Origin of the sequence: Nocardioides glacieisoli (assembly GCF_004137245.1) — a bacterium.
GTDB classification, from domain to species: Bacteria; Actinomycetota; Actinomycetes; order Propionibacteriales; family Nocardioidaceae; genus Nocardioides; species Nocardioides glacieisoli.
Genome location: NZ_SDWS01000005.1, coordinates 351145 through 373246, shown reverse-complemented (window position 1 = coordinate 373246; position 22102 = coordinate 351145). Strand labels below are relative to the sequence as shown.

20 protein-coding genes and 1 tRNA gene are annotated in these 22102 nt (G+C 70.1%); 10 read left to right on the top strand and 11 right to left on the bottom strand.

The window, feature by feature from the left end; genetic code table 11:
* Nucleotides 1–22: 22 nt before the first annotated feature.
* Nucleotides 23–1306: a homogentisate 1,2-dioxygenase gene (locus EUA06_RS13425; protein WP_129476606.1), complete on the bottom strand. Its 1284-nt coding sequence runs from the start codon at nucleotides 1304–1306 to the stop codon at nucleotides 23–25.
* Nucleotides 1307–1370: 64 nt separating this feature from the next.
* On the opposite strand from EUA06_RS13425, the gene EUA06_RS13420 reads away from it, so the two are divergent.
* The 5 genes from EUA06_RS13420 to EUA06_RS13400 all read left to right on the top strand — a co-directional run bounded on the left by EUA06_RS13420 (nucleotide 1371) and on the right by EUA06_RS13400 (nucleotide 5396).
* Nucleotides 1371–2207: a hypothetical protein gene (locus EUA06_RS13420; RefSeq protein ID WP_129476519.1), complete on the top strand. Its 837-nt coding sequence runs from the start codon at nucleotides 1371–1373 to the stop codon at nucleotides 2205–2207.
* Complete coding sequence (fahA, locus tag EUA06_RS13415; protein WP_129476516.1) at nucleotides 2204–3421, top strand: fumarylacetoacetase; 1218 nt, start codon at nucleotides 2204–2206, stop codon at nucleotides 3419–3421. The genes EUA06_RS13420 and fahA overlap by 4 nt, the downstream gene beginning before the upstream one ends.
* 32 nt (nucleotides 3422–3453) lie before the next feature.
* The gene (locus tag EUA06_RS13410) at nucleotides 3454–4362 is read left to right on the top strand and encodes a phosphodiesterase (protein ID WP_129476514.1); all 909 of its coding nucleotides are present in this window, start codon (nucleotides 3454–3456) and stop codon (nucleotides 4360–4362) included.
* Between the two features lie 7 nt (nucleotides 4363–4369).
* A complete protein-coding gene (locus EUA06_RS13405) occupies nucleotides 4370–5050 on the top strand; it encodes a histidine phosphatase family protein (RefSeq protein ID WP_129476511.1) in 681 nt (226 codons plus the stop codon).
* 142 nt (nucleotides 5051–5192) lie between these two features.
* Nucleotides 5193–5396, top strand: coding sequence for a hypothetical protein (locus tag EUA06_RS13400; protein WP_129476508.1), 204 nt, complete (start codon nucleotides 5193–5195; stop codon nucleotides 5394–5396).
* A 14-nt stretch (nucleotides 5397–5410) separates the two neighbouring features.
* Here the strand turns inward: EUA06_RS13400 and EUA06_RS13395 are convergent, their stop codons facing one another.
* From EUA06_RS13395 to EUA06_RS13385, 3 genes are all read right to left on the bottom strand, one after another.
* Nucleotides 5411–6769 carry an MFS transporter gene (locus EUA06_RS13395; protein ID WP_129476505.1) on the bottom strand — a complete coding sequence of 453 codons (1359 nt, stop codon included), beginning with the start codon at nucleotides 6767–6769 and terminating at the stop codon, nucleotides 5411–5413.
* Nucleotides 6766–7695 (bottom strand): carbohydrate kinase family protein, encoded by a 930-nt coding sequence (locus EUA06_RS13390; RefSeq protein ID WP_129476502.1) that lies wholly within the window; start codon nucleotides 7693–7695, stop codon nucleotides 6766–6768. Before EUA06_RS13390 ends, EUA06_RS13395 begins: the two co-directional genes overlap by 4 nt.
* Before the next feature lie 131 nt (nucleotides 7696–7826).
* A tRNA-Tyr gene (locus tag EUA06_RS13385) sits at nucleotides 7827–7908 on the bottom strand.
* Nucleotides 7909–7991: 83 nt separating this feature from the next.
* On the opposite strand from EUA06_RS13385, the gene EUA06_RS13380 reads away from it, so the two are divergent.
* A complete protein-coding gene (locus EUA06_RS13380; protein ID WP_129476499.1) occupies nucleotides 7992–8483 on the top strand; it encodes a YajQ family cyclic di-GMP-binding protein in 492 nt (163 codons plus the stop codon).
* 210 nt (nucleotides 8484–8693) lie between these two features.
* Nucleotides 8694–8972, top strand: coding sequence for an ANTAR domain-containing protein (locus EUA06_RS13375; protein WP_129476496.1), 279 nt, complete (start codon nucleotides 8694–8696; stop codon nucleotides 8970–8972).
* Between the two features lie 843 nt (nucleotides 8973–9815).
* Here EUA06_RS13375 and EUA06_RS13370 read toward each other — a convergent pair.
* Genes EUA06_RS13370 through EUA06_RS13350 form a run of 5 tightly spaced genes read right to left on the bottom strand, consistent with a single transcriptional unit; the run spans nucleotide 9816 to nucleotide 14315 of the window.
* A complete protein-coding gene (locus EUA06_RS13370; RefSeq protein WP_165354384.1) occupies nucleotides 9816–10469 on the bottom strand; it encodes a cobalamin B12-binding domain-containing protein in 654 nt (217 codons plus the stop codon).
* 56 nt (nucleotides 10470–10525) lie between these two features.
* Complete coding sequence (locus EUA06_RS13365; protein WP_129476491.1) at nucleotides 10526–11503, bottom strand: sulfate/molybdate ABC transporter ATP-binding protein; 978 nt, start codon at nucleotides 11501–11503, stop codon at nucleotides 10526–10528.
* 44 nt (nucleotides 11504–11547) lie between these two features.
* Nucleotides 11548–12420: a sulfate ABC transporter permease gene (locus tag EUA06_RS13360; RefSeq protein ID WP_242498139.1), complete on the bottom strand. Its 873-nt coding sequence runs from the start codon at nucleotides 12418–12420 to the stop codon at nucleotides 11548–11550.
* Nucleotides 12413–13264: a sulfate ABC transporter permease subunit CysT gene (gene cysT, locus EUA06_RS13355; RefSeq protein ID WP_129476488.1), complete on the bottom strand. Its 852-nt coding sequence runs from the start codon at nucleotides 13262–13264 to the stop codon at nucleotides 12413–12415. Before cysT ends, EUA06_RS13360 begins: the two co-directional genes overlap by 8 nt.
* A gap of 16 nt (nucleotides 13265–13280) precedes the next feature.
* Nucleotides 13281–14315: a sulfate ABC transporter substrate-binding protein gene (locus EUA06_RS13350; RefSeq protein ID WP_129476486.1), complete on the bottom strand. Its 1035-nt coding sequence runs from the start codon at nucleotides 14313–14315 to the stop codon at nucleotides 13281–13283.
* Between the two features lie 242 nt (nucleotides 14316–14557).
* On the opposite strand from EUA06_RS13350, the gene EUA06_RS13345 reads away from it, so the two are divergent.
* Both EUA06_RS13345 and EUA06_RS13340 read left to right on the top strand, forming a co-directional pair.
* A complete protein-coding gene (locus EUA06_RS13345; RefSeq protein WP_242498138.1) occupies nucleotides 14558–16483 on the top strand; it encodes a 2-oxoacid:acceptor oxidoreductase subunit alpha in 1926 nt (641 codons plus the stop codon).
* A complete protein-coding gene (locus tag EUA06_RS13340) occupies nucleotides 16483–17616 on the top strand; it encodes a 2-oxoacid:ferredoxin oxidoreductase subunit beta (protein ID WP_129476481.1) in 1134 nt (377 codons plus the stop codon). The genes EUA06_RS13345 and EUA06_RS13340 overlap by 1 nt, the downstream gene beginning before the upstream one ends.
* A 19-nt stretch (nucleotides 17617–17635) precedes the next feature.
* Here the strand turns inward: EUA06_RS13340 and EUA06_RS13335 are convergent, their stop codons facing one another.
* Complete coding sequence (locus EUA06_RS13335; protein WP_129476478.1) at nucleotides 17636–18046, bottom strand: hypothetical protein; 411 nt, start codon at nucleotides 18044–18046, stop codon at nucleotides 17636–17638.
* Nucleotides 18047–18145: 99 nt separating this feature from the next.
* On the opposite strand from EUA06_RS13335, the gene rarD reads away from it, so the two are divergent.
* A complete protein-coding gene (rarD, locus tag EUA06_RS13330; protein WP_129476475.1) occupies nucleotides 18146–19054 on the top strand; it encodes an EamA family transporter RarD in 909 nt (302 codons plus the stop codon).
* A gap of 78 nt (nucleotides 19055–19132) precedes the next feature.
* Here rarD and EUA06_RS13325 read toward each other — a convergent pair whose 3' ends face one another.
* On the bottom strand, nucleotides 19133–22090 hold the full coding sequence (locus EUA06_RS13325; RefSeq protein ID WP_129476472.1) for a reprolysin-like metallopeptidase: 2958 nt from the start codon (nucleotides 22088–22090) through the stop codon (nucleotides 19133–19135).
* Nucleotides 22091–22102: the final 12 nt, after the last annotated feature.

Sequence of the window (22102 nt, the reverse complement as noted above, 5' to 3'; positions counted from 1 at the left end):
AGGATCACGCGGTGGCCGTCGTCTACTTCAACGACACGCTCACCGCGGAGCCGTACACCACTCTGCTGGACTCAACTTTGCTGAAGACAGCCGGTCCACCGTCGTCGCCACTGGCGTCAGGCCCGCGGCCTGCCCAGGTCCAGGCGTACGCCGGGTCCTCAGCGGCGATGCCGCCCTCGCCGAGCTCGAGCGGCGCGAAGGTGTCGACCATGACGGCGGACTCGTCGAAGTAGTCCGCGCCGAGCGACGCCTCGATGGCGCTCGGCTGCGGGCCGTGGGCGTGGCCGCCCGGGTGCAGGCTGATCGAGCCGACGTTGATCCCCGAGCCCTTGCGGGCCTCGTAGTCGCCGCCGACGTAGAACATGACCTCGTCGGAGTCGACGTTGGAGTGGTAGTAGGGCACCGGGATCGCGAGCTCGTGGTAGTCGACCTTGCGGGGCAGGAAGTTGCAGACCACGAAGTTCCAGCCCTCGAAGACCTGGTGCACCGGCGGCGGCTGGTGGACCTTGCCGGTGATCGGCATGTAGTCCTCGATGTTGAACGTGTAGGGGTAGAGGCAGCCGTCCCAGCCGACCACGTCGAAGGGGTGGGTGGCGTACGTCATCCGGGTGCCGACGATGCCCGCACTGGTCCGGTGCTTCACGAGCACCTCGACGTCGGTGAGGTCGCGGCAGCCCTCGACGAGCTCGTCGAGGCCCTCGGGGCCGTGGAGGTCGCGCTCGCAGTAGGGCGCGTGCTCGAGCAGCTGGCCGAAGCGCGAGAGGTAGCGCTTGGGCGGGTGGATGTGGCTGTTGGCCTCGATCGCGTACAGCCGAGACTGCTCGGCCGGCACCCAACGGTGGTCGGTGGCGCGCGGGATGATCACGTAGTCGCCGGCGCGGTAGGCGACCGTGCCGAAGACGGTCTCGACGGTGCCGCTCCCGGACTCGACGTAGACGCACTCGTCACCGATCGCGTTGCGGTAGACCGGGGACGGGTCGGTGCCGGTGACGACGTACGCGATGCGCACGTCGTTGTTCCCGAGTACGAGGCGACGCCCCTCGACCGGGCACGCGCCCGTCTCCAGGTCGTGCAGCTTGAGGTGGCGCGGCTTCAGCGGGTGGTTGGGCGTGCGCGACTGGTCGGCGAGCTCCCACACGGTGCTGTCGGTGATCGCGCTCGGCACGCCGCGGCGGTAGAGCAGCGACGAGTCCGACGAGAAGCCCTCCTCACCCATCAGCTCCTCGCGGAACAGGTGGCCGTCGTCGTCGCGCAGCTGGGTGTGGCGCTGACGGGGCAGCTGCCCGACTGCTCGGTAGTGGGCCATCGTCCGCTCCATTCGTCCGATCATCGGACACGTGTGTCCGCTATCCGATGGCTAGAGTAGCGGCGTGGCACCACCTCCGACACCAGCACTTTCGCCGTCCTGGAGCGCGTTGATCGACGACGCGGCGGTCTTCCCGCCGGGCGACGCACCGCTCCACGAGGCCACCGCGACCTACGGCTCGCGCCGCGAGGAGTGGTATGCCGACCTCGTCGGCAGCTTCGTCCTCCGCGACACCGACCTCCCGCTCGTCCGCGGCTTCGGTGCACCCCTCTCGGTGGTCGTCACGGGCGGCGCCGGCCAGCTCGCCGGGCCGCTGGGCGCCGCAGCGAGGATGGGCCTCGAGGTGGCCGCCGTCGAGATCGCGGTGCGTGACACCGACGACCCCGTCGGCAACGTCCGCCGGATCGACGCGGCCGCCCGCGCCGCCGAGGTCGACGTACCCCTCTTCATCGAGATCCCCGGTCCGCCGACCGCCCAGTGGCTCGCCGCCGCCGACGAGGTCGCCGCGTCCGAGCACCGGCTCAAGCTCCGCCTAGGCCACGTCGACCACGACCTCATCCCCGACTCCGCCACCGTCGCCGCGTGGATCGACGCGGCCCTCGACCGCGAGACCCGGTTCAAGGCGACCGCAGGGCTGCACCGCGCCGTGCTCCACGACCCCGAGGGCGGTGGCGCGCACGGCTTCCTCAACGTGCTCGTCGCGACCCAGGTGCTGTGGGACGGCGGGTCCGTCGCCGAGGCGACCGACGCGCTCGAGCAGCGCGACGGCACCGCACTGGCTGCGACCGACTTCTCCTCGGCCCGCCGCTGGTTCACCTCCTTCGGGTCCTGCTCGGTGACCGAGCCCCTCTACGACCTCATCTCCCTCGGACTGCTCCCCGACCCGAAAGAGGCACCATGACCGCCCCCATCACGACCTGGGTCGACGGCGCAGCCGGCTCCGGCTTCGACGTCGACCACCTCCCCTACGGCGTGTTCGCCCGCTCCGGCGAGCACCCACGCGTCGCCGTGCGCATCGGCGACTTCGTGCTCGACCTGAGCATCGTCGCGGCGGCCGACATGGTCGACACGCACGCGCTGTTCGACCAGCCGACGCTCAACCCGTTCATGGCCGCGGGGCCGGCCGTGTGGGACTCGACCCGCGCGTGGATCACCGGCCTGCTGACCGACGAGACCGAGCGCGACCTGGTCGAGCCCGCGCTCTCGCCCGTCGACTCGGTGCGGATGCTGATGCCGTTCACCGTCGGCGACTACGTCGACTTCTACGCCTCCGAGCACCACGCCTCCAACGTGGGCCGGATGTTCCGGCCCGACCAGGAGCCGCTGCTGCCGAACTGGAAGCACCTCCCCGTCGGCTACCACGGCCGCTCGGGCACGATCGTGGTCTCGGGCACCGACGTCGTACGACCCAGCGGGCAGCGCAAGGCGCCGACGGACGACCGGCCCACCCACGGTCCGTCGCAGCGGCTCGACATCGAGGCCGAGCTCGGCTTCGTCGTCGGCGTGCCCACCGCGATGGGCGACAGCGTCGGCACCGCCGACTTCGCGCGCCACACCTTCGGCGTCGTCGGTCTCAACGACTGGTCGGCGCGCGACATCCAGGCCTGGGAGTACGTCCCGCTCGGCCCCTTCCTCGGCAAGTCCTTCGCCACCTCGATCAGCGCCTGGGTCACGCCGCTCGCCGCGCTCGGCGCAGCCTGGACCGACCTCCCCGGCCAGGACCCCGAGGTCCTCGACTACCTGCGGGTCGACGGACCGGCGGGCCTCGACATCGAGGTCGAGGTTGTGCTCGACGGCGAGGTCGTCGCGCGCCCGCCGTACCGCACGATGTACTGGTCGCCGGCCCAGATGCTGGCCCACACCACCGTCAACGGCGCGAGCGTCCGCACCGGCGACCTCTGGGGCTCGGGCACGATCTCCGGCACTGGGAAGGACCAGCGCGGCTCGCTGCTGGAGCTGTGCTGGGGCGGCAAGGAGCCCTTCACCGCAGCCGGTCGTGAGCGGACCTTCCTCGAGGACGGCGACGAGGTCGTGCTGCGCTACTCCGCGCCCAGCACCGGCGGCGGCCGGATCACCCTCGGCGAGGTGTCCGGACGCATCCTGCCGGCGCGCTAGTCCAGTGGGGACCGGGTTCTAGGCTGGCGCCCGTGAAACAGCTCGGCCAGTACGCCGCCCCACGGCACGCGATCGCACACCTGTCCGACCCGCACCTGATCGCCGAGGGCGGTCTGCACTACGGCGTCGTCGACAACGTCGCCAACCTGCGCCGGGCGATCGAGCGGCTCGCCGCCGTACGCCCCGCTCCCCGGGCGCTCGTCTTCACCGGCGACCTCGCCGACCAGGCCGCACCCGACGCGTACGAGACGCTGCGCTCGATCGTCGAGCCGGCTGCCGCCGAGATGGGTGCGATCGTGGTCTGGACGATGGGCAACCACGACGAGCGCGCCCCCTTCGCCCGCGTCCTCCACGACTCCGACGACGCGGGCTTCCAGGACCGGGTGCACGAGGTCGACGGGCTGCGGATCGTCGCGCTCGACACCAGCGTGCCGGGCTACCACCACGGTGAGCTGCGGCCCGAGCAGCTGGCCTGGCTGGCCGACGTGCTGGCCACGCCCGCCGAGCACGGCACCCTGCTGGCGATGCACCACCCGCCGCTCCCGCTGCCGATGCTGCGGGCGGCCGAGCTGATCGAGCTGCACGACCAGCAGTCGCTCGCCGACGTCATCGCCGGCACCGACGTACGCGGGATCCTGGCCGGCCACCTCCACATGTCGACGTGGTCCACCTTCGCCGGCGTACCCGTGTCCGTGGCCTCGGCGAGCTGCTACACCAGCGACCCGGCCCCGGTCGACCGCTTCATCTCGGGCGTTGACGCCGCCCAGTCCTTCACGATGGTCCACACCTACGACGACCGGCTGGTCCACACGCTCGTCCCGCTCGAACGCGGCACCGAGGTCAGCCACGTCGGCACGGACATCGAAGAAGCGCTGGAGGGGGTCTCGCTGGAGGAGGCCTTCGAGCTGGCCTCGTCCAAGACCTCCCCCTTCAACAACTGAGGAACCTGTGCGACTCCTGCTGATGCGGCACGGCCAGACGCACGCCAACGTCTCCGGCGAGCTCGACACCGCCCACCCCGGCCTCGACCTCACCGACCTCGGCCGCGCCCAGGCGGTCGCGGCAGCGAAGGCCATCGCCGACGAGGAGATCGAGGCGGTGTACGTCTCCAGCCGGGTGCGTACGCACCAGACCGCCGCGCCCACGGCCGAGGCCCGCGGGCTCGCGCTGACGCAGCTCGACGGGCTCGAGGAGATCCAGGCGGGCGACTTCGAGATGGCCGCCGACCACGACTCGGTCGCCGGCTACATCGGCGCCGTCGCGGCGTGGCTCGAGGGCGACCTCACGCGCCGGATGCCCGGCAGCGAGACCGGCGAGGAGTTCCTCGCGCGCTTCGACGCGGCGGTCCGCACGATCGTCGACGCCGGCCACGAGGCGGCCCTCATCGTCAGCCACGGCGCCGCCCTCCGCACGTGGATCTCGACGCGGATGCAGCCTCACCCCGACGCTCCCCCGCCGACCGAGCCGCTGCACAACACCGCCCTCATCGTGCTCGAGGGCGATTTCGACGCGGGCTGGCGGATGGTCTCCTGGCAGGGCCACCCGGTCGGCGGCGGCTACCTCGAGGACCCGACGGCGGAGGACCCGACAGGAGACCTCGACCCTGACGACGACGGCGAGCTCGGCTGAAGCCGCTGGGTGCCTCGGCTGGAGTCACCGGATGTCCGGTGACCGCCACGGTTGTCAGCCCAGATCTCGGCTGACAACCGTCAGACTCGGGTGCACAGGTCCACCGGGGCGAACCTTGTGGCGTCAGCATATGCTGACAGACATGTTGACCTCACTGGACACCGACGGCGGCGGTGGCGTGTTCGACGAGCTGGCCGCTGTGCGCGAGGCCAAGCGGGACCTCGCGCGGCGCGAGGAGGTCGCCGTACGCCGGGCGCGACACTCCGGCCTGAGCTGGGCCGAGATCGGCACGCTCCTCGGCGTCACCCGGCAGACCATGCACCGGAAGTACCGCAAGGTCGGCTGAGGTCCGACGCACCCTCAGACGCCCTCGGTCCCGATCCCCGGGTGCACGAAGGGTTGGCCGGCACGCATCTGCTCGACCGAGCCGGGGTGGACGCGAGCGAGGTGGGCGAGCCCGCGCCGGCGGTAGCGGAGGACCTGGACGACGCCGAGCGCCCAGAAGGCGTACTGCACCGCCATCGCGAGCTTGAAGTCGTCGAGCGTGTACGAGTCCATCCCGCCGCTCGACGACAGGTCGAGCACGACGCCGATCAGGCCCATCACGAGCAATGAGGCGGTGAAGCCGCCGACGTTGACCAGGCCGTTGGCGCGGCCGATCGCCTGCGCGGGCGTGAAGGAGCGCGCGAGGTCGAAGCCGACCATCGCGGCGGGGCCGCCGCTGGCGGTGGCGAAGGCCATCAGGACGACGACCCACCCCGGCGCCGCTCCCGGCCACAGCAGCACCGCGGTCCACGGCACCACCATCGCGACGACCACGCAGACGACGATGTACGAGCGGTAGTAGGGCAGCCGCGCCACGAGCCGGGCGAGCACCAGCCCACTCACCACGGCCCAGGCCGTCATCGCCATGAGCAGCGCGCTGGCGCCGCCCGACGACCACCCGAGCCCCTGCACGAGGAAGGGGTAGCCCCACAGGAGCGCGAACACGGTCGCGGAGAACTGCGAGACGAAGTGGGACCACATGCCCAGCCGCGTGCCCGGGTTTCCCCAGACCGTCCGCACCGACTGCGCGAGCGCGCGGAGCTTGATCGCGACGACGTCGCTGCGGCGGTAGGGCGAGTCCTTGACCAGCGCGAGCACCGCGACGAGCAGCACGACGCCGACGCTCGAGGTGAGCGCGAAGGCGCGGGTCCAACCGAGCGCGTGGAGGAGGTACGACAGGGGGCCGGCCGCCGCGATCGCGCCCAGCTGGCCGGTGAGCCCGGTGACCTGGGTGACCATCGGCGCCTGGCGGACCAGGAACCACACCGTCACGATCCGGATGACGCTGACGAAGATCATCGCGTCGCCGGCGCCCACGACCGCACGGGCTGCGACGGCCGCGGCGAAGGACTCGGAGAAGGCGAAGGCGAGCTGGCCGACGGTCATCAGCGACAGCCCCCAGATCAGCATCGCGCGCGAGCCGAACCGGTCGAGCAGCACGCCGACCGGCACCTGCATGCCGGCGTAGACGACCAGCTGCAGCACGGTGAACGTCGCCAGGCTGGTCGCGCTGATGTCGAAGCGGTCGGCCGCGATGAGGCCTGCGACGCCGAGCGAGCTGCGGTGGAACACCGCCAGGACGTAGACCGCGATCGCGACGCCCCAGATGACCCAGGCCCGCCTCTTCCCGATGTCGTGGACCTGCCATTGCCGCGTCGGTCTCGGCTGGGTCACTCCCCTGTCCCGAGGGCGGCGTCGAGCTCGCCCCGCGACGGGGGGTTCGCGCCGGGTCGGGAGACGTTGATCGCCGCGCCGATCGCGGCCGTGGTCACGGCACCGAGCACGTCCCGGTCCGAGAGCGCGCGCAGGTCGTCGCCGCCGCGGACCCCGAGCCCGAGCAGGGCGTCGACGAGGACGCCGCTGAAGGTGTCGCCGGCGCCCACGGTGTCGGCCACGTCGACGGGCACGCCCGGGACCTCGAGCGTCGTGCCGTCAGGACGTACGGCGACCGCGCCGTCGCCGCCGCGGGTGACGACGACCAGCCCCGGCCCGGCGCCGGCCCAGCGGGTGGCGGTCGCGACCGGGTCCTCGTCGGGGTGGAGCCAGTGGAGGTCCTCGTCGCTGACCTTGACCACGTCAGAGAGGGTGACCAGCTCCTCGACACGGGAGACGGGGCCGGCGCGGTCGGGGGTGATGGCGGGTCGGGCGTTGGGGTCGAGCGAGACGAGCGCGCGGCCGCGGTGGGACCGGACCGCGTCGAGCACGGCGTCTGCGCCGGGATCGAGGACAGTCGCGATCGAGCCGACGTGGAGGACGTCGCCGGTGTCGGCCACCTCGTCGAGGTGCCAGTCGAGGTCGAAGACGTAGGACGCCGCGCCTCTACCATCGAGGGTAACCGCGGCGCTCGACGTACGCCCGCTGGCGGTGGGCCGGGCGAGCACGGTCACGTCGCTCGCCTCCAGCCACGCGCGCACCGCCGCACCGCGGTGGTCGTCGCCGAGCAGGGTCACCAGCCGGACGTCGCGGCCGAGCCGCGCGAGGGCGATCGCCACGTTGGCCGGGCTCCCGCCCGGGAAGTCCTGCGGCTGGCCGTCGCTGTCGGGCACGACGTCGACGAGCGCCTCGCCGATGACGAGGATCCGTGGCTGTGCGTCCGTCATGCCCCCATCATGCCGGTGGCCGGACCTCGCCGGACAGTGCTCGCACCACGGCGAGACCGGAGCGTGCCCACAACGCACGAGACCCCCGCACACGTGCGGGGGTCTGGCGACTGGAGCGAGGATCCGTCCAGTGGCAGGTAGAGGATTCGAACCTCTGTAGGCGTTGCCGGCTGATTTACAGTCAGCTCCCTTTGGCCGCTCGGGCAACCTGCCGGGGCGTGCGGAACAATAGCAACCCACGGACACCGCTACGAATCGCCGGGCACCCCCGGCACCCCCATGAAGGAGGCACCACCATGGCCGACTCGAGCTTCGACATCGTGAGCAAGCTGGACCGCCAGGAGGTCGACAACGCCCTGAGCCAGGCCGCTCGCGAGATCGCCACCCGCTTCGACTTCAAGGGCACCGGCGCGAGCATCGAGTGGAAGGGCGAGCAGGCGATCGAGATCACCGCCTCGGCCGACGACCGCGCGAGCGCCGTCCTCAGCGTCTTCCAGGACAAGCTCATCAAGCGCAACCAGAGCCTGAAGATCCTCGACACCTCCGAGCCGCGCCAGTCCGGCCAGGTCTCCAAGATCGACATCGCGCTCAAGGAGGGCATCACTTCAGAGGACGCCAAGAAGATCTCGAAGCTGATCCGCGACGAGGGCCCCAAGGGCGTCAAGGCGCAGGTGCAGGGCGACGAGCTCCGCGTCTCGTCGAAGAAGCGCGACGACCTCCAGGCCGTGCAGCAGCTGGTGAAGTCGCAGGACTACGACTTCGCGGTGCAGTTCACCAACTACCGCTGATCGAGCAGGTCACACGCGCCTATGAGGTTCCGAGGTCGCGACGAAGACGGCCACGTCTAGACATCTCTGCTCGGGCGTAACACGTGCGCTGCTGGCGACGCTGAACCCAATGGGCCGGTGGCATGGCCGTTCCCCCCGGTCGGCCGTGCCACTGGTTCCGGGTGGCCGTCTGGGCTTCGGTCAGGGTGCTGTCGCGAGGGAGGATTGCTCATGATCGAGGGAGCACCGGAGGGTGACGACGACGCCTGTGCCGGCGAGCTGGACGCCGCGCGGGTGGAGATCGACCAGCTACAGCAGGCGCTCGACAGTCGGCTCGTGATCGGTCAGGCCGAAGGCATCATGATGGCGAGCCTCGGTGTCGAGCCGAAACAGGCGATTGAGTACCTCAAGCGGGTGTCGTCGGTGACGAACCGCAAGGTGGTCGACATCGCTGCGGAGATCGCTGAGACGAAACAGTTGCCCCAGCTCGACGTCGCGGTCGAGAGGTAGTGGGACCCGCCGCGGGTCGGCTCGAGAGCACCGGCGGCAGAGTCCAGCGGTGAGAGTAGTGCTCGGTGAGGCGTGTGTCAGGAGAACCCGGAGAACGCCGAAGATGGGGGCGGCCCGGAGGACCGCTTCTAGATCCCCCGGGCCTAGTCGTCAGGACCGTCCGGACAGCACTGATGACCTACCACGTGCGTACCCGGCATGCGTGCGTCCGATCCGCCGGAGTGACGGACGTCCCTCCACTGCTTGACCTGCCTCGCCCCGTGTTCCCGAGCGGCCTAGCCGGGCTCGGGAGGGAGTTGCCGGCGAGGCCTGACGCGCGTCCCCCTGGAGAGTTCCGCGCGCTGCACCCTCAACCGGCGATGCTCCTACTCCGTCACGGTCGCAGCACGACGGTCTAGCCCGGTCGGCCGCACAAGCGCAGACGGCACCCACGACTGACACACCTGCACCTCTGAGCCGACCCCTGTCGAGAAGGACTCCACTCGCACGACCCAGGCTTCCCAACCGCGACGGTCGGTGTGCCGCCAAGCGAGGAGCACGCCCGGCACTGCTCCTGCCCACCTACCAGTGAGGTCCACCCACACGTGAAATGGGGGCTGACGTGGCATCGGCCCAGAATAGAACATGTGTTCGATCTTGCTGATGGCGTCATACCCGGAGCACACTCGCGTCTCAGGTGTGTGGGGACCGCGGCGTTTGGGGACGCCGCGTCCGATGCGGAACCGCCCACGGACCCCAAGTCCGTGGGCGGTTCTGTCCCTCAACCGCCCGACAGCAGCCCACGGCTGTCGGATCGAGCGTGAATCGTGACCGAACCAAACGCTGGCGACGCGTTACCGCGTTTCACCAACTACCGCCGAGCTCGTTGAGCGCGCCGACGAGGAACACGACGGCGCGCACCGGGTCGTCGGGGAGGGCGGTCGCGCCGACCTCGGCGACCGTCTGCACGTCCGCGCCGCGGCCGGCGAGGTAGAGGGGCCGGTCCTCGGCGAGCTTGAGGAGCGACGAGGAGTGCGCGGTGAACGCGGTCGCCCGGGTCGCGGCCAGCACGACCGCGTCGGCGTTGGTCGCACGGGCGGCCGTCACCACGGACGGGATCGGGGTGTCGGCACCGAGGAAGCGGGGACGTACGCCGCGCTCGCGCAGCATCAGCGCCACGCAGAGCAGCACCAGGTCGTGGCGCTCCCCCGGCGGGCACGCGAGCAGCACGACCGGCGACGGCGCGGTCGCGTCCTCGAGGACCCGGTGGGGCGGCACCGACGACAGTGCCGAGAGCTTGCGGCGGAGCATGTCGCTGACGAAGTGCTCGTGGGCGACCGACAGGGTGCCCGCCTCCCAGCGGTCCCCGACCTCCCGCAGGAAGGGCAGCACGACGCCGGTGACGGCACCCGACAGGGGCACGTCCCAGAAGAGGCGGGCGAGGGCGATCTCGGCCGTCTCGGCGTCGAAGGTCTCGACCGCGGCCCACAGCTCGCCCGTGGTCGTGGTGATGGTCACGACCAGACGCTAGCCGCTGGAGCGTGACCGCGAACACGCTTCTCGGGGTGAGGCGCTCAGCTCGCCGCCACCATCCGCGGGATGACTGTCGCGCCATCCGCGGGGGTGAGCCACACGGTGCTGCCCTCCTCCAGCCCGTACGACCTCGCGTGGGTCCGGGTGATCACGACCGACACCTCGTCGCCGTCGACGGTGAGCACCGTCAGGCGCACCTCGAAGCCGATCCGGACCATCCGCGACACCGTGCCCTCGACCCCGCCGGCCAGCCGCGGCCGGGTGTCCAGCTCGATGTCGTGCGGACGCAGCGAGACGCCGCCGAGGTGCGTGACCTCGCCGAGGAAGGACATCACGAAGTCGTTCGCGGGCTCGTCGTAGAGCTCGTCGGGCGTGCCGACCTGCTCGACCCGGCCCTCGTTGACGACCACGATCTCGTCGGCGACCTCGAGGGCCTCCTCCTGGTCGTGGGTCACGAAGACGGTCGTGACGTGCACGTCGTCGTGCAGGCGGCGCAGCCAGTCGCGCAGCTCCTTGCGGACCTTCGCGTCGAGCGCGCCGAACGGCTCGTCGAGCAGCAGCACGCTCGGCTCGACCGCGAGCGCGCGGGCGAGCGCCATGCGCTGGCGCTGGCCGCCCGAGAGCTGCGAGGGCAGCCGGTGCGAGAACTGCGAGAGGTGCACGAGCTTGAGGAGCTCGTCGACCCGGTGCGCGATCTCGTCCTTGGGCCGCTTGCGGATCTCGAGGCCGAAGGCGACGTTCTTGGCGACCGTCATGTGCTTGAAGACGGCGTAGTGCTGGAACACGAACCCGACGTTGCGCTTCTGCGCCGGCAGGTGCGTCGCGTCGACGCCCTCGATGTTCACCGTGCCGCTGTCGCCCTTCTCCAGGCCGGCGATGATCCGCAGCAGGGTGGACTTGCCACCGCCGCTCGGGCCGAGGAGTGCGGTGAGCTGGCCGGTCGGGATCGAGACGTTGACGTCTTCCAGTGCGACGAAGTCGCCGAACTTCTTGTTCAGCCCACGTACTTCGATGCTCATGGGGGTGACCTTTCGGTGTTCTCTCGGGATGCCTGGGCCGGGGCTCAGGCGTGGTTCTTGGGTCGGATGATGGCGACGACGACGATGCAGGCCACCGAGACCATCGCCAGGAGGAACGCGGTCGCGTAGGCGCCCTGCTGGTCGAAGTTGAGGTACTTCTCCTCGACCACGAGGGTGGCGGTGCGGGTCTGGCCCAGGACGTTGCCCGAGACGACCTTGACCGCGCCGAACTCGCCGAGCGAGCGGGCCAGCGTCAGCACGACGCCGTACACGATCCCCCACTTGATGGACGGCAGGGTGATCCGCCAGAAGCGCTGCATCGCGTTGGCGCCGAGGCTCTGGGCGGCCTGCTCCTGCTCGATGCCGATCTCCTCGAGCACCGGCACGATCTCGCGGATCATCAGCGGCAGCGCCACGAAGGTCGTCGCCATGATGATGCCGGGAGTGGAGAAGATGACCTGGAAACCGATGCTCGACAGCGCCGACCCGAACCAGCCGTTGCGGCCGCTGTAGACGAGCACGAGCGCCAGACCGACCACGATCGGCGAGACCGACAGCGGGATGTCGAGCAGGGCGTTGAGCACGCGCTTGCCCGGGAACTGCTGGCGCACCAGCAGCAGCGAGATCCCCACGCCGAAGAGCGTGTTGATCAGGACGGAGAAGAAGGCGACGTACGCACTCAGCTGCAGCGCGACGACCGTGTCGGGGTCCTCGAGCAGCGACTGGATCGAGGCGAACCCGCCGTCGAAGGTGCGCGTGACGACCAGTGACACCGGCCACGCCACCAAGAGGAACAGGTAGGCGGTGGCGACGAAGCGGAGGACGTACGTCGTCGGCGTCCTGCCGACGCGCGGCGCCCGGCGACGCTCCTCGACGGGCGGCGCCTCGACGATCTCGGGCATCAGGGTGTCAGCCACGTGCAGCCACCCGCCTCTGGAGGACGTCGAGCAGCACGATGACGGCGAGTGAGATCGCCAGCAGGACCGTCGCCACGGCAGCGGCAGCCGCGACGTTGTCGTTCTCGATGCTGCTCAGGATGCGCACGGAGGTGACCTCGGTCTTGAAGGGGAGGTTGCCCGACAGCAGCACCAGCGAGCCGTACTCGCTGACGCCGCGGGCGAACGACAGGGCAGCGCCGGCCGCGATGGCGGGCGTGAGGCTCGGCAGGATGATGCGCCGGAACGTGGTCATCCGGCTGGCGCCCAGGGACGCCGCCGCCTCCTCGACGTCGAGCTCGAGCTCCTCGAGCACCGGCTGGACCATGCGGACCACGAACGGCAGCGTGACGAAGAGGAAGGCCAGGAAGACGGCCGGCCTCTCGTTGGCGATGTCGATGCCCAGCGGGCTGTCAGCGTTGCCGTAGAGGGACAGCAGCACGAGGCCCGCCACGATGGTCGGGAGGGCGAACGGGATGTCGATCATCACCTCGAGGACCGACTTGCCCCAGAAGCGGTCGCGCACCAGCACCCAGGCGATGAGCGGGCCCATGATGACGTTGACGAGCGTGACGCCCGCGGCGGTGAAGACGGTGAGCTTGATGGCGGACATCGTCTGGCCGTTGGTGATGGTGTTCCAGAAGACGGTCCAGCCGCCGTCGATCGCGGTGACGACCACGGCCACCAGGGGGATCAGGACCAGCGCGCTGAACCAGATCATGGCGATGCCGAGCCCGAGCCCCGACGACCGCGTGAGCGTGGAGCGCGGGCCCGACCGGCGAGGAGTCCTCGCCGGTCGGACGCGTGCGATCTCAGTCGATGTCATGTGGAGATCGGTCAGCTCACTCGAGCGAGAGACCGGCGTTGAGGATGGCGGTGAAGATCAGGCCGTTCTCCTCGTCGAAGAACTTCGTCGACACCTCGTCCCAGCCACCGAAGTCGTTGTCGACGGTGAGCAGGGTCGGGACCTCGGGGAACGGGTTGGACGGGTCGGTCGCGCCCTCGACGGTGCCGCCGTAGTCGACGTCGTCGCGGATCGGGCGGAAGCCGGTCAGGGCGAACTGCTTCTGGCCCTCGTCGGAGAGGACGTAGTCCAGCCAGGCCTGCGAGGGCGCGGAGGCGTCCTCGAGGATGGCGCCGGCATTCTCGATGAGCAGCGAGGTGTCCGGGAGGACGTACTCGAAGCCCTCGTCGTTCTGCGCGGCGAGGATGGCCTCGTTCTCGTAGGCCATCAGCACGTCGCCGGTGCCGCCGAGGAACGCGGTGGTCGCGTCACGGCCGCTGCTCGGCAGCGAGACGACGTTCTTGAAGAACTTGTCGACGTAGTCGGTGGCCTCCTCCTCGGTGCCGCCGTCGCTGATGACCTGGCCGTAGGCGGCGAGGGCGTTCCAGCGCGCGGCGCCGGAGGACGCGGGGTTGGGAGTCACGATCTCGACGCCGGGCTTGATCAGGTCGGCCCAGGTCTTGATGTTCTTGGGGTTGCCGTCGCGGACGCCGAAGACGACGACCGAGCGCGACACGACGCCCTTGTTCTCACCCGAGTCCCAGTCGTCGGCCACGAGGCCCTCGTCGACCAGGCGGGTTACGTCGGTCGGGACGGAGAAGTGGACGTAGTCCGCCTCGAGGCCGGCGACGACCGCGCGGCTCTGGTCGCCCGACGGTCCGTAGGACGTCTGGAACTGCACGCCCTCGCCCTCGTCGGTCTTGTTGAACTCGGCGGCGATGTTCTTGTTCGCGGCCTCGGGCACGGCGAAGCCGACGATGGAGATGGTGTTGTCCGCGTCGCCCTCACTGCTGGCGCCGCCGGGCGAGCAGGCGGAGAGGGCCAGTGCCCCGACGAGTGCGGCCGCGAGAGCGGCACGTGAACGGATCTGCATGGGGGGATCTCGACTTTCTTGATCGGTGAGCAATGTCGAGAAAGATACATGACTTTATGGACGTCGATGACATTGCCCGTCGTTCGGACGCGTGTCGTGGATCACGCACCCCGTGGGCCACGCGTGAAGGAGGCGTCCATCACGTGGGGAGGGCCGTCCGGACCACCCTTGCGCGACTACTGTGGTAGCGCGGGGGAAGGTCCCCGGAACACATGGAATGCGCGCAGGGAAGCAGGGCACAGGTGAGTGGATCGGCCAAGCAGGTCAAGCAGCTGGATCGCGTCATCATCCGGTTCGCCGGCGACTCCGGCGACGGCATGCAGCTCACGGGCGACCGCTTCACCCAGGAGACCGCAGCCTTCGGCAACGACCTGGTGACGCTGCCCAACTTCCCCGCGGAGATCCGGGCGCCCCAGGGCACCCTCCCGGGCGTCTCGTCCTTCCAGGTCCACTTCGCCGACCACGACATCCTCACCGCGGGCGACGCCCCCGACGTGCTCGTCGCGATGAACCCCGCCGCGCTGCGCGCCAACCTCGGCGACCTGCACAAGGGCGCGACGATCATCGTCGACACCCACGACTTCACCGCGCGCAACCTGACCAAGGCCGGCTACCAGGAGAACCCGCTCGAGGGTGACAGCCTCGACGCCTACGCCCTCCACACCGTCGACCTCACGGGCATGACGATCGAGGCGGTCAAGGAGTTCGGCCTCTCCCGCAAGGACGCCTCGCGCGCGAAGAACATGTTCGCCCTCGGCCTCCTGTCGTGGATGTACGGCCGCCCGACCGACCCGACGACCTCGTTCCTCGCCAAGCGGTTCGCCAAGGTGCCCGACATCCGCGACGCCAACGTGGCCGCGTTCAAGGCCGGCTGGAACTTCGGCGAGACGACCGAGGCCTTCGCGGTCCAGTACGAGATCAAGCCGGCAGTGATGCCGCCCGGCACCTACCGCAACATCACCGGCAACCTCGCGCTCGCCTACGGCCTGGTCGCCGGGAGCGTGCAGTCCGGCCTGCCCCTGTTCCTCGGCACCTACCCGATCACCCCGGCCTCCGACATCCTCCACGAGCTGTCGAAGCACAAGTCCTTCGGCGTCACGACGTTCCAGGCGGAGGACGAGATCGCCGGCGTCGGTGCCGCCATCGGGGCGTCGTACGCCGGTCACCTCGGCGTCACGTCGACCTCGGGCCCCGGAGTGGCGCTGAAGTCCGAGGCCATCGGCCTCGCCGTGATGACCGAGCTGCCGCTCGTCGTCGTCGACGTCCAGCGAGGCGGCCCCTCCACCGGACTGCCCACGAAGACCGAGCAGGCCGACCTGCTGCAGGCGATGTTCGGCCGCAACGGCGAGGCGCCCGTGCCGATCGTGGCCCCGCAGTCGCCCGGCGACTGCTTCGCGGCCGCGGTCGAGGCGACCCGGATCGCCGTCACCTACCGCACGCCCGTGCTGCTGCTCTCCGACGGCTACCTCGCCAACGGCTCCGAGCCGTGGCGGGTGCCCATCGTCGACGAGCTGCCCGTGATCGACCCCGACTTCGCGACCGAGAAGAACCACGGCTCGGGCGACGGGGCGGAGTTCTGGCCCTACCTCCGCGACGAGGCGACCCTCGCCCGGCCGTGGGCCATCCCCGGCACGCCCGGGCTCGAGCACCGCATCGGCGGGCTGGAGAAGGGCGACGGGCACGGCAACATCTCCTACGACCCCGCCAACCACGACTTCATGGTCCGCACCCGCCAGGCCAAGGTCGACCGGATCGCCGACACCATCCCGCTGATCGAGGTCGACGACCCCTCCGGCGAGGCCAAGGTGCTCGTCATCGGCTGGGGCTCGACCTACGGCCCGATCGGCGCCGGCGTGCGCCGCGTGCGCAAAGCCGGCTACCAGGTCGCCCAGGCCCACCTGCGCCACCTCAACCCCTTCCCGAGCAACCTCGGCGAGGTCCTGAAGCGCTACGACAAGGTGCTCGTGCCCGAGATGAACCTCGGCCAGCTGTCGCTGCTGCTGCGCGGGAAGTACCTCGTCGACGCCGTCGGCTACAACCACGTCCGCGGACTGCCCCTCAAGGCCACCGAGCTCGCCCACGCCATCGGCGAGCTGGTCGGCCAGGCCGAGGGGATCGACATCGAGCTGGGCGTCTGGGGCGAGCCCACCCAGAAGGAGCACATCTGATGACCACCTCCCCGCTCACCGAGCTCGGCCTCCCCGCGATGCGCTCCGGCACGGAGCAGGTGCCGGCCGCCGACGGACCCCAGACCAGCAAGGAGTTCACCTCCGACCAGGAGGTGCGCTGGTGCCCCGGCTGCGGTGACTACGCCGTGCTCAAGGCCGTGCAGTCCTTCCTGCCCGACCTCGGCCTGCGCCGCGAGAACATCGTCTTCGTCTCCGGCATCGGCTGCTCGTCGCGCTTCCCCTACTACCTCGACACCTACGGCATGCACTCGATCCACGGCCGCGCGCCGACGATCGCCACGGGCATCGCCACCGCGCGCGAGGACCTCTCGGTGTGGGTCGTCACCGGCGACGGCGACGCGCTGTCGATCGGCGGCAACCACCTGATCCACACCCTGCGACGCAACGTGAACATGACGATCCTGCTCTTCAACAACCGGATCTACGGCCTGACCAAGGGGCAGTACTCCCCCACCTCGGAGACCGGCAAGGTCACCAAGTCGACCCCGATGGGATCGCTCGACCACCCGTTCAACCCGGTGTCGCTCGCGCTCGGCGCGGAGGCGACCTTCGTGGCACGCACCATCGACTCCGACCGCAAGCACCTCACGGCGGTCCTCGCCGCGGCCGCCGCCCACCGCGGCACGTCGCTGGTCGAGATCTACCAGAACTGCCCGATCTTCAACGACGGCGCCTTCGACGCGATCAAGTCGCCCGAGACCAAGGCCGACGCCCTCATCCCCCTCGTGCACGGTGAGCCCGTGACCTTCGGAGCCACGCTCGAGGACGGCCCGTCAGCAGGGAAGGGCGCCAAGTGCCTGGTGCGCGACGAGGCGACCGGCGGCGTGAAGATCGCGGCGACCGCCGACGTGGCCGCGACGGACATCGTGGTCCACGACGCCCACAGCGCCGACCCGACGTTGGCCTTCGCGATCTCGCGGCTGACCGACTCGGGCTACCTCAACACCTCGCCGATCGGCATCTTCCGACAGGTGGAGCGACCGACGTACGACGACCAGGCCCGCGAGCAGGTCGCGACCTCGCGCAGCGGGGTGTCCGACAACGACACCGCCGACCAGTCCGCCCGGTTGGCGGCGCTGATCGGCGGCGGCGACACCTGGACGATCCTCTGATCGTCCGGCAGTCGCAGGGTCAGTCGAAGTAGAGCGTCCAGACCTTGCCCTTGGTGTTGCCGTATCCGTTGGAGTGGTCGACCTTCGAGCGCCACTTCCAGCGACCCTTCTCGGGGGCGTAGATCTTGGTCTTGTAGGCACCGGCGGCGTCGGTCTTGATCTTCTTGACCGTCTTCCACTTGCAGGTGCCGCACTTCTTCTTCTGGATCTTCACCTTCTGCTCGGCGTAGGGCAGCAGGGTGCCGTCCACCTGCGGCTCCATCACGGTGCCCTTGAGCTTGAAGGCGTTGTAGGAGACCTGCTTGGTGCCCGGCGGCACCTCGTCGATGATGCGCTTGGGCAGCGAGCCGGCGGTGGCGCCAGTGGCGAGCACACCTCCGACGAGCAGCGCAGCGATGAGTGCTGCCAGTAAGGCGCGGAACTTCCGCATGTTGAACTCCCCCTCGAGAGACGATGACGTTCGGGTGACGCGGGGTCCCAACCCCGGACCGCCCCATCGTAGGCGACATGGCCGCCCTAGACTCCCGGAGTGCCAGATAGCCGCCGCGGACTGCTGCTCGGCGCGCTGGCCTACGTCATGTGGGGCACCTTCCCGCTCTACTGGACCCTGCTCGAGCCGGGTGGCGCCATCGAGATCCTGGCCCACCGCATCGCGTGGTCGAGCCTGGTCATGGTCGTGCTGGTCGTGCTGCTGCGCCGGTTGTCGCAGCTGAAGGCCCTGCTGCGCGACCGGCACCGGCTGCTGCTCATCTGCTGCGCGGCCGTGGTCATCACGCTCAACTGGGGCGGGTACATCTGGGGCGTCAACAACGGCCGCGTCGTGGAGACTGCCCTCGGCTACTTCATCAACCCGCTCGTGACGGTGCTGATGGGCGTGTTCGTCCTCGGCGAGCGGCTCCGCCGCTTGCAGTGGATGGCGATGGTGATCGCCTTCGTCGCGGTGGTCGTGCTGGCGGTCGACTACGGCCGCCCGCCGTGGATCGCGCTCCTCCTCGCGTTCTCGTTCGGCACCTACGGGCTGCTCAAGAAGCAGGCCGGGGTCGGCGCGGTCGAGAGCATCACGGTGGAGACCGCGGTGCTGACGCCGTTCGCGGTGGCCTACATCGTGTGGCTGATGTCGACCGGGGTGTCCAGCTTCGGCTCGCACGGGACCAGCCACGCGCTCCTCTTCACCACCACCGGGATCATCACCGCGGTGCCGCTCATGTTGTTCGGCGCGGCCGCGATCCGGGTCTCGATGGTGTCCCTCGGGCTCCTGCAGTACCTCGCACCGACGATCCAGTTCGCCCTCGGCCTCACCGTGTTCGACGAGGCGATGCCCGCCAGCCGCTGGATCGGCTTCGGCCTGGTCTGGCTCGCGCTGGTGGTCTTCACCATCGAGGCGCTCAACCACCGGCGCCAGCAGCTGCGGCTCGTCGCGCACGCCTCCGCCGTCTGAGCCGAACCACCGCTGGCAGAGACACAGCGAGGGGCCACCAGTCGTCCGACCGGTGGCCCCTCGCCTGCTCAGCTCATGTCATCTCGTACGGCCGCGATCGACGACCGAGAACTTGATCACCTTGCGTCCGGCCTCGACCGCCTCGTCGCCGCGGTACCTCACGACGACCTTGACCTTGCCGGTGCGCTTGAACGACGGCAGCAGGACGCTCGCGCGGCCACGCCTGGTGAGCGTCTCCGTCCACGACCTCTTCTTGCCGAGGCCGCGGAGCGTGATCCGGACCTTGCCCGACGGGACGACGTCGTCGGCCCGGACCGTCACCCGCAGCTTGACGCGGGTGCCGACCTCGACCGGCTTCACCATCTTGGTCCCGATCCTCGGCGGCACCTGGTCCGCCGTCGCGGGCGGGGTGGTGGGCGTCGCGGTCGGGGTCGGGGTCGTCGTCGTCGGCGTCGGGTTCGTCGTCGGCGGCTGGGTGCCGGTGATGGTGATGTCCGCGTCGTTGACGTCGAAGAAGTAGTTCTCCACCGCCTCGACCTTGATCCGGGCCGTCGTGGTGTTCACGTCGGGCCAGGTCACCTGGGTGTTGCCGTCGTTGGGCGTGCTCTCCGCGAGCACCGTCGGGAACGTCCTGCCACCGTCGGTGGACAGCGAGATCTTCACGTTGGGCGACATCGCGGTGGTGTTGGCCGTCCAGTAGATCGTCTCGGTGCGTCCACCCACGGCCGCAGCGGACGTGGCACCCTTCGACGTCACCCGGAACGGCGTCGCGTTCGGGGTGCGGTCGAGCAGGAGCTTGACGTCCGCGTAGGAGTAGCCGCCACCCTCGGGAGCGAGGTCACGGGCCGTGAGCCGGAAGTTGAGCGACGGCTCCACGTTGCCGGGCGGCTGGGAGGTGTTGGCAGCGCCCACGTAGTCGGCGGTCGGGAGCCACTCGGCGAAGCACTCGATCACCGGGACCGGGACGTTCGTCGCACTGCCGCTCGGCGGCTTGGCCGGCATCGCGGGACAGGTGCCCGTGAGTGCGTTGGTGTTGTTGGCGAGGACCTGCTCCATGTCGGGGAACACCCGCGTCGGGCTCGACGTGGCGAGGTTCTCCCCGGGCGAGCCGATCTGGAGCGTGCCCGCCGGCGTCACCGGCGCGTAGGCCCCGAAGATCCGGAAGAGCGGTCCGTCCAGCTTGGTCTGGCTGCCCAGCGTCGTGGCAAGCGTCCCGGCCCGGTCGTTCTGCTCCCAGATGTAGACGATCGGGTCACCGTCGGCGTCCGTCGCCGAGCCGGTCAGCGCGAACGGCGTACGCAGCGGGATCGTCTTGGTCTCCGGCGCGGTGACGACGGGTGCCCGGTTGCCCGACGCAGCGATCGTGGAGCCGCCGTTGCGCTGCGGACCGCCCTGGGCGGTCTCGCCCACGAAGCCGGTGAGGTCACCCGACGCAGGCGAGATGGCCATCGCGGCGACGTCGGTGCCGGCGTACGGCGCACCGGTGAAGCGCACCTCGAAGCCGCTGTCGTCGAGCGTGTTCGAGCCACCGAACCCACGCACGTCGACGGTGGCGACGCCCGTCACGGCCTCGATGGCCGCGTCGATGCCCGCGAGGGAGTAGGTGGTGCCGCGGGTGATCGGGGTGGTCTGCGTGCCGTTGACCGTCAGCGTGAACGACTCACCGTCGGTGTCGAAGGCGCGCAGCGAGACCGTCTGCACGTCGTTGATGGCGGTGCGGGTGGCCGTCACCGTGGTGCTGATGTCGGTGATGCTGCGCTGCGAGAAGTAGGGGTCACTGTGGGGCTGGAGGTTGTCCTGCTGGCAGATGCCGGCGTAGGCCATGATCGAGCTGCCCGAACCGGGCTCGTACGCCGATCCTGCGCTGCGGTTGCCGCCGGAGCAGTTGAACTCCGTGCCGTTGAACGTGTGGGGGCCGCCGAACTGGTGCCCCATCTCGTGGGCCACGTAGTCGACCGCGAAGTAGTCACCCTCAGGCGTCGGGACGCCCGTGCAGCCGCGCGCCTTGCCGTCGCCGCCGATCACGCCGAGACCGGCGACGCCACCACCGTTGACGCCAAGGGCGATGTGGCCGACGTCGTAGCTCGAGGCGCCGACGAGCTGGCCGAGAACGATGCGGTTGCGGTTCAGCGTGGAGCCGCCACAGCTCGTGATCTGCGCGGTCGTGAAGCAGGCGGCCGAGCCGCAGGGGCCGTTGGCCTCGGTTGCCTTGGCGGCGGTGTCGAGATTGAGCTTGTCGGTCTCGTCGATCAGCACCATCCGGATCGCCAGGTCGTCGTTGTAGATCTGGTTGACCCGATTCATCAGGGTCACCTTCTCGGCGAGGACGTTCTGGGTGCCAAAGTAGGCGGCGTAGGACGGGTCCGTCACGAGCGCGAGCCGGTAGGTCCGCAGCGACACCTCGGCGCCGGGCGCCTCACCCGCGTTGGCAATGACGTCCTTCAGGGTGTCCTGGTCGAGCTCGGGCTCGACCAGTCCGCGGTCGCTGCGCGGCAGGTCGCCGTTGCGGTAGGAGAGGTAGAGGCTGTCGTCGCCGTTCCAGGCGGGGTCGACGTACCACGCCGCCTGGTTGCCCGAGCCGCGCACCGAGGCGTGGAAACCCATCGGGGTCAGGTCGAGCCGGATCGTCGCCGTCGGGTCGCCCACGGCGCGGCCGGCGTAGGTCTTCAGCTCGGGGTGCTTGGCGGCGAGACCCGCCTCCATGACCGCGACCTCGTGGATGCGGAACTCGACGAGGTCGCCGTTGGGAGCCGGGACGGTGACGACCGCGCCGGAGTCGGCGGCGCGTGCGGCGTCCTCGGTCGGGGCTTGAGCGAGCGCTGACCGGAGCCCGGCGCGGTCGAGGGTGAAGGCCGCCGAGCGCCTGGGCTCGACCCGTCGCTCGATCGCCCCCTTGTCACCTCCGGGCCGTTGGTCGGTCGCCGTCCAGTAGCCGCCCGGTGGAGCGGCGGAGCCCGACAGGGTCAATGCCTGGATCCCAGCCAGGGCGAGGACGACGGCGACGAGCACGGACAGGAGGCGGAGCGGACGAGACATGCAGCCCTCGAG

What these genes read in the sequence shown, in the direction of transcription:
- EUA06_RS13425 (WP_129476606.1), bottom strand. Translation starts at nt 1,306, where the DNA reads ATGGCCCACTACCGAGCAGTCGGGCAGCTGCCCCGTCAGCGCCACACC.
- fahA (WP_129476516.1), top strand. Translation starts at nt 2,204, where the DNA reads ATGACCGCCCCCATCACGACCTGGGTCGACGGCGCAGCCGGCTCCGGC.
- EUA06_RS13400 (WP_129476508.1), top strand. Translation starts at nt 5,193, where the DNA reads ATGTTGACCTCACTGGACACCGACGGCGGCGGTGGCGTGTTCGACGAG.
- EUA06_RS13390 (WP_129476502.1), bottom strand. Translation starts at nt 7,695, where the DNA reads ATGACGGACGCACAGCCACGGATCCTCGTCATCGGCGAGGCGCTCGTC.
- EUA06_RS13380 (WP_129476499.1), top strand. Translation starts at nt 7,992, where the DNA reads ATGGCCGACTCGAGCTTCGACATCGTGAGCAAGCTGGACCGCCAGGAG.
- EUA06_RS13375 (WP_129476496.1), top strand. Translation starts at nt 8,694, where the DNA reads ATGATCGAGGGAGCACCGGAGGGTGACGACGACGCCTGTGCCGGCGAG.
- EUA06_RS13365 (WP_129476491.1), bottom strand. Translation starts at nt 11,503, where the DNA reads ATGAGCATCGAAGTACGTGGGCTGAACAAGAAGTTCGGCGACTTCGTC.
- cysT (WP_129476488.1), bottom strand. Translation starts at nt 13,264, where the DNA reads ATGACATCGACTGAGATCGCACGCGTCCGACCGGCGAGGACTCCTCGC.
- EUA06_RS13350 (WP_129476486.1), bottom strand. Translation starts at nt 14,315, where the DNA reads ATGCAGATCCGTTCACGTGCCGCTCTCGCGGCCGCACTCGTCGGGGCA.
- EUA06_RS13340 (WP_129476481.1), top strand. Translation starts at nt 16,483, where the DNA reads ATGACCACCTCCCCGCTCACCGAGCTCGGCCTCCCCGCGATGCGCTCC.
- EUA06_RS13335 (WP_129476478.1), bottom strand. Translation starts at nt 18,046, where the DNA reads ATGCGGAAGTTCCGCGCCTTACTGGCAGCACTCATCGCTGCGCTGCTC.
- EUA06_RS13325 (WP_129476472.1), bottom strand. Translation starts at nt 22,090, where the DNA reads ATGTCTCGTCCGCTCCGCCTCCTGTCCGTGCTCGTCGCCGTCGTCCTC.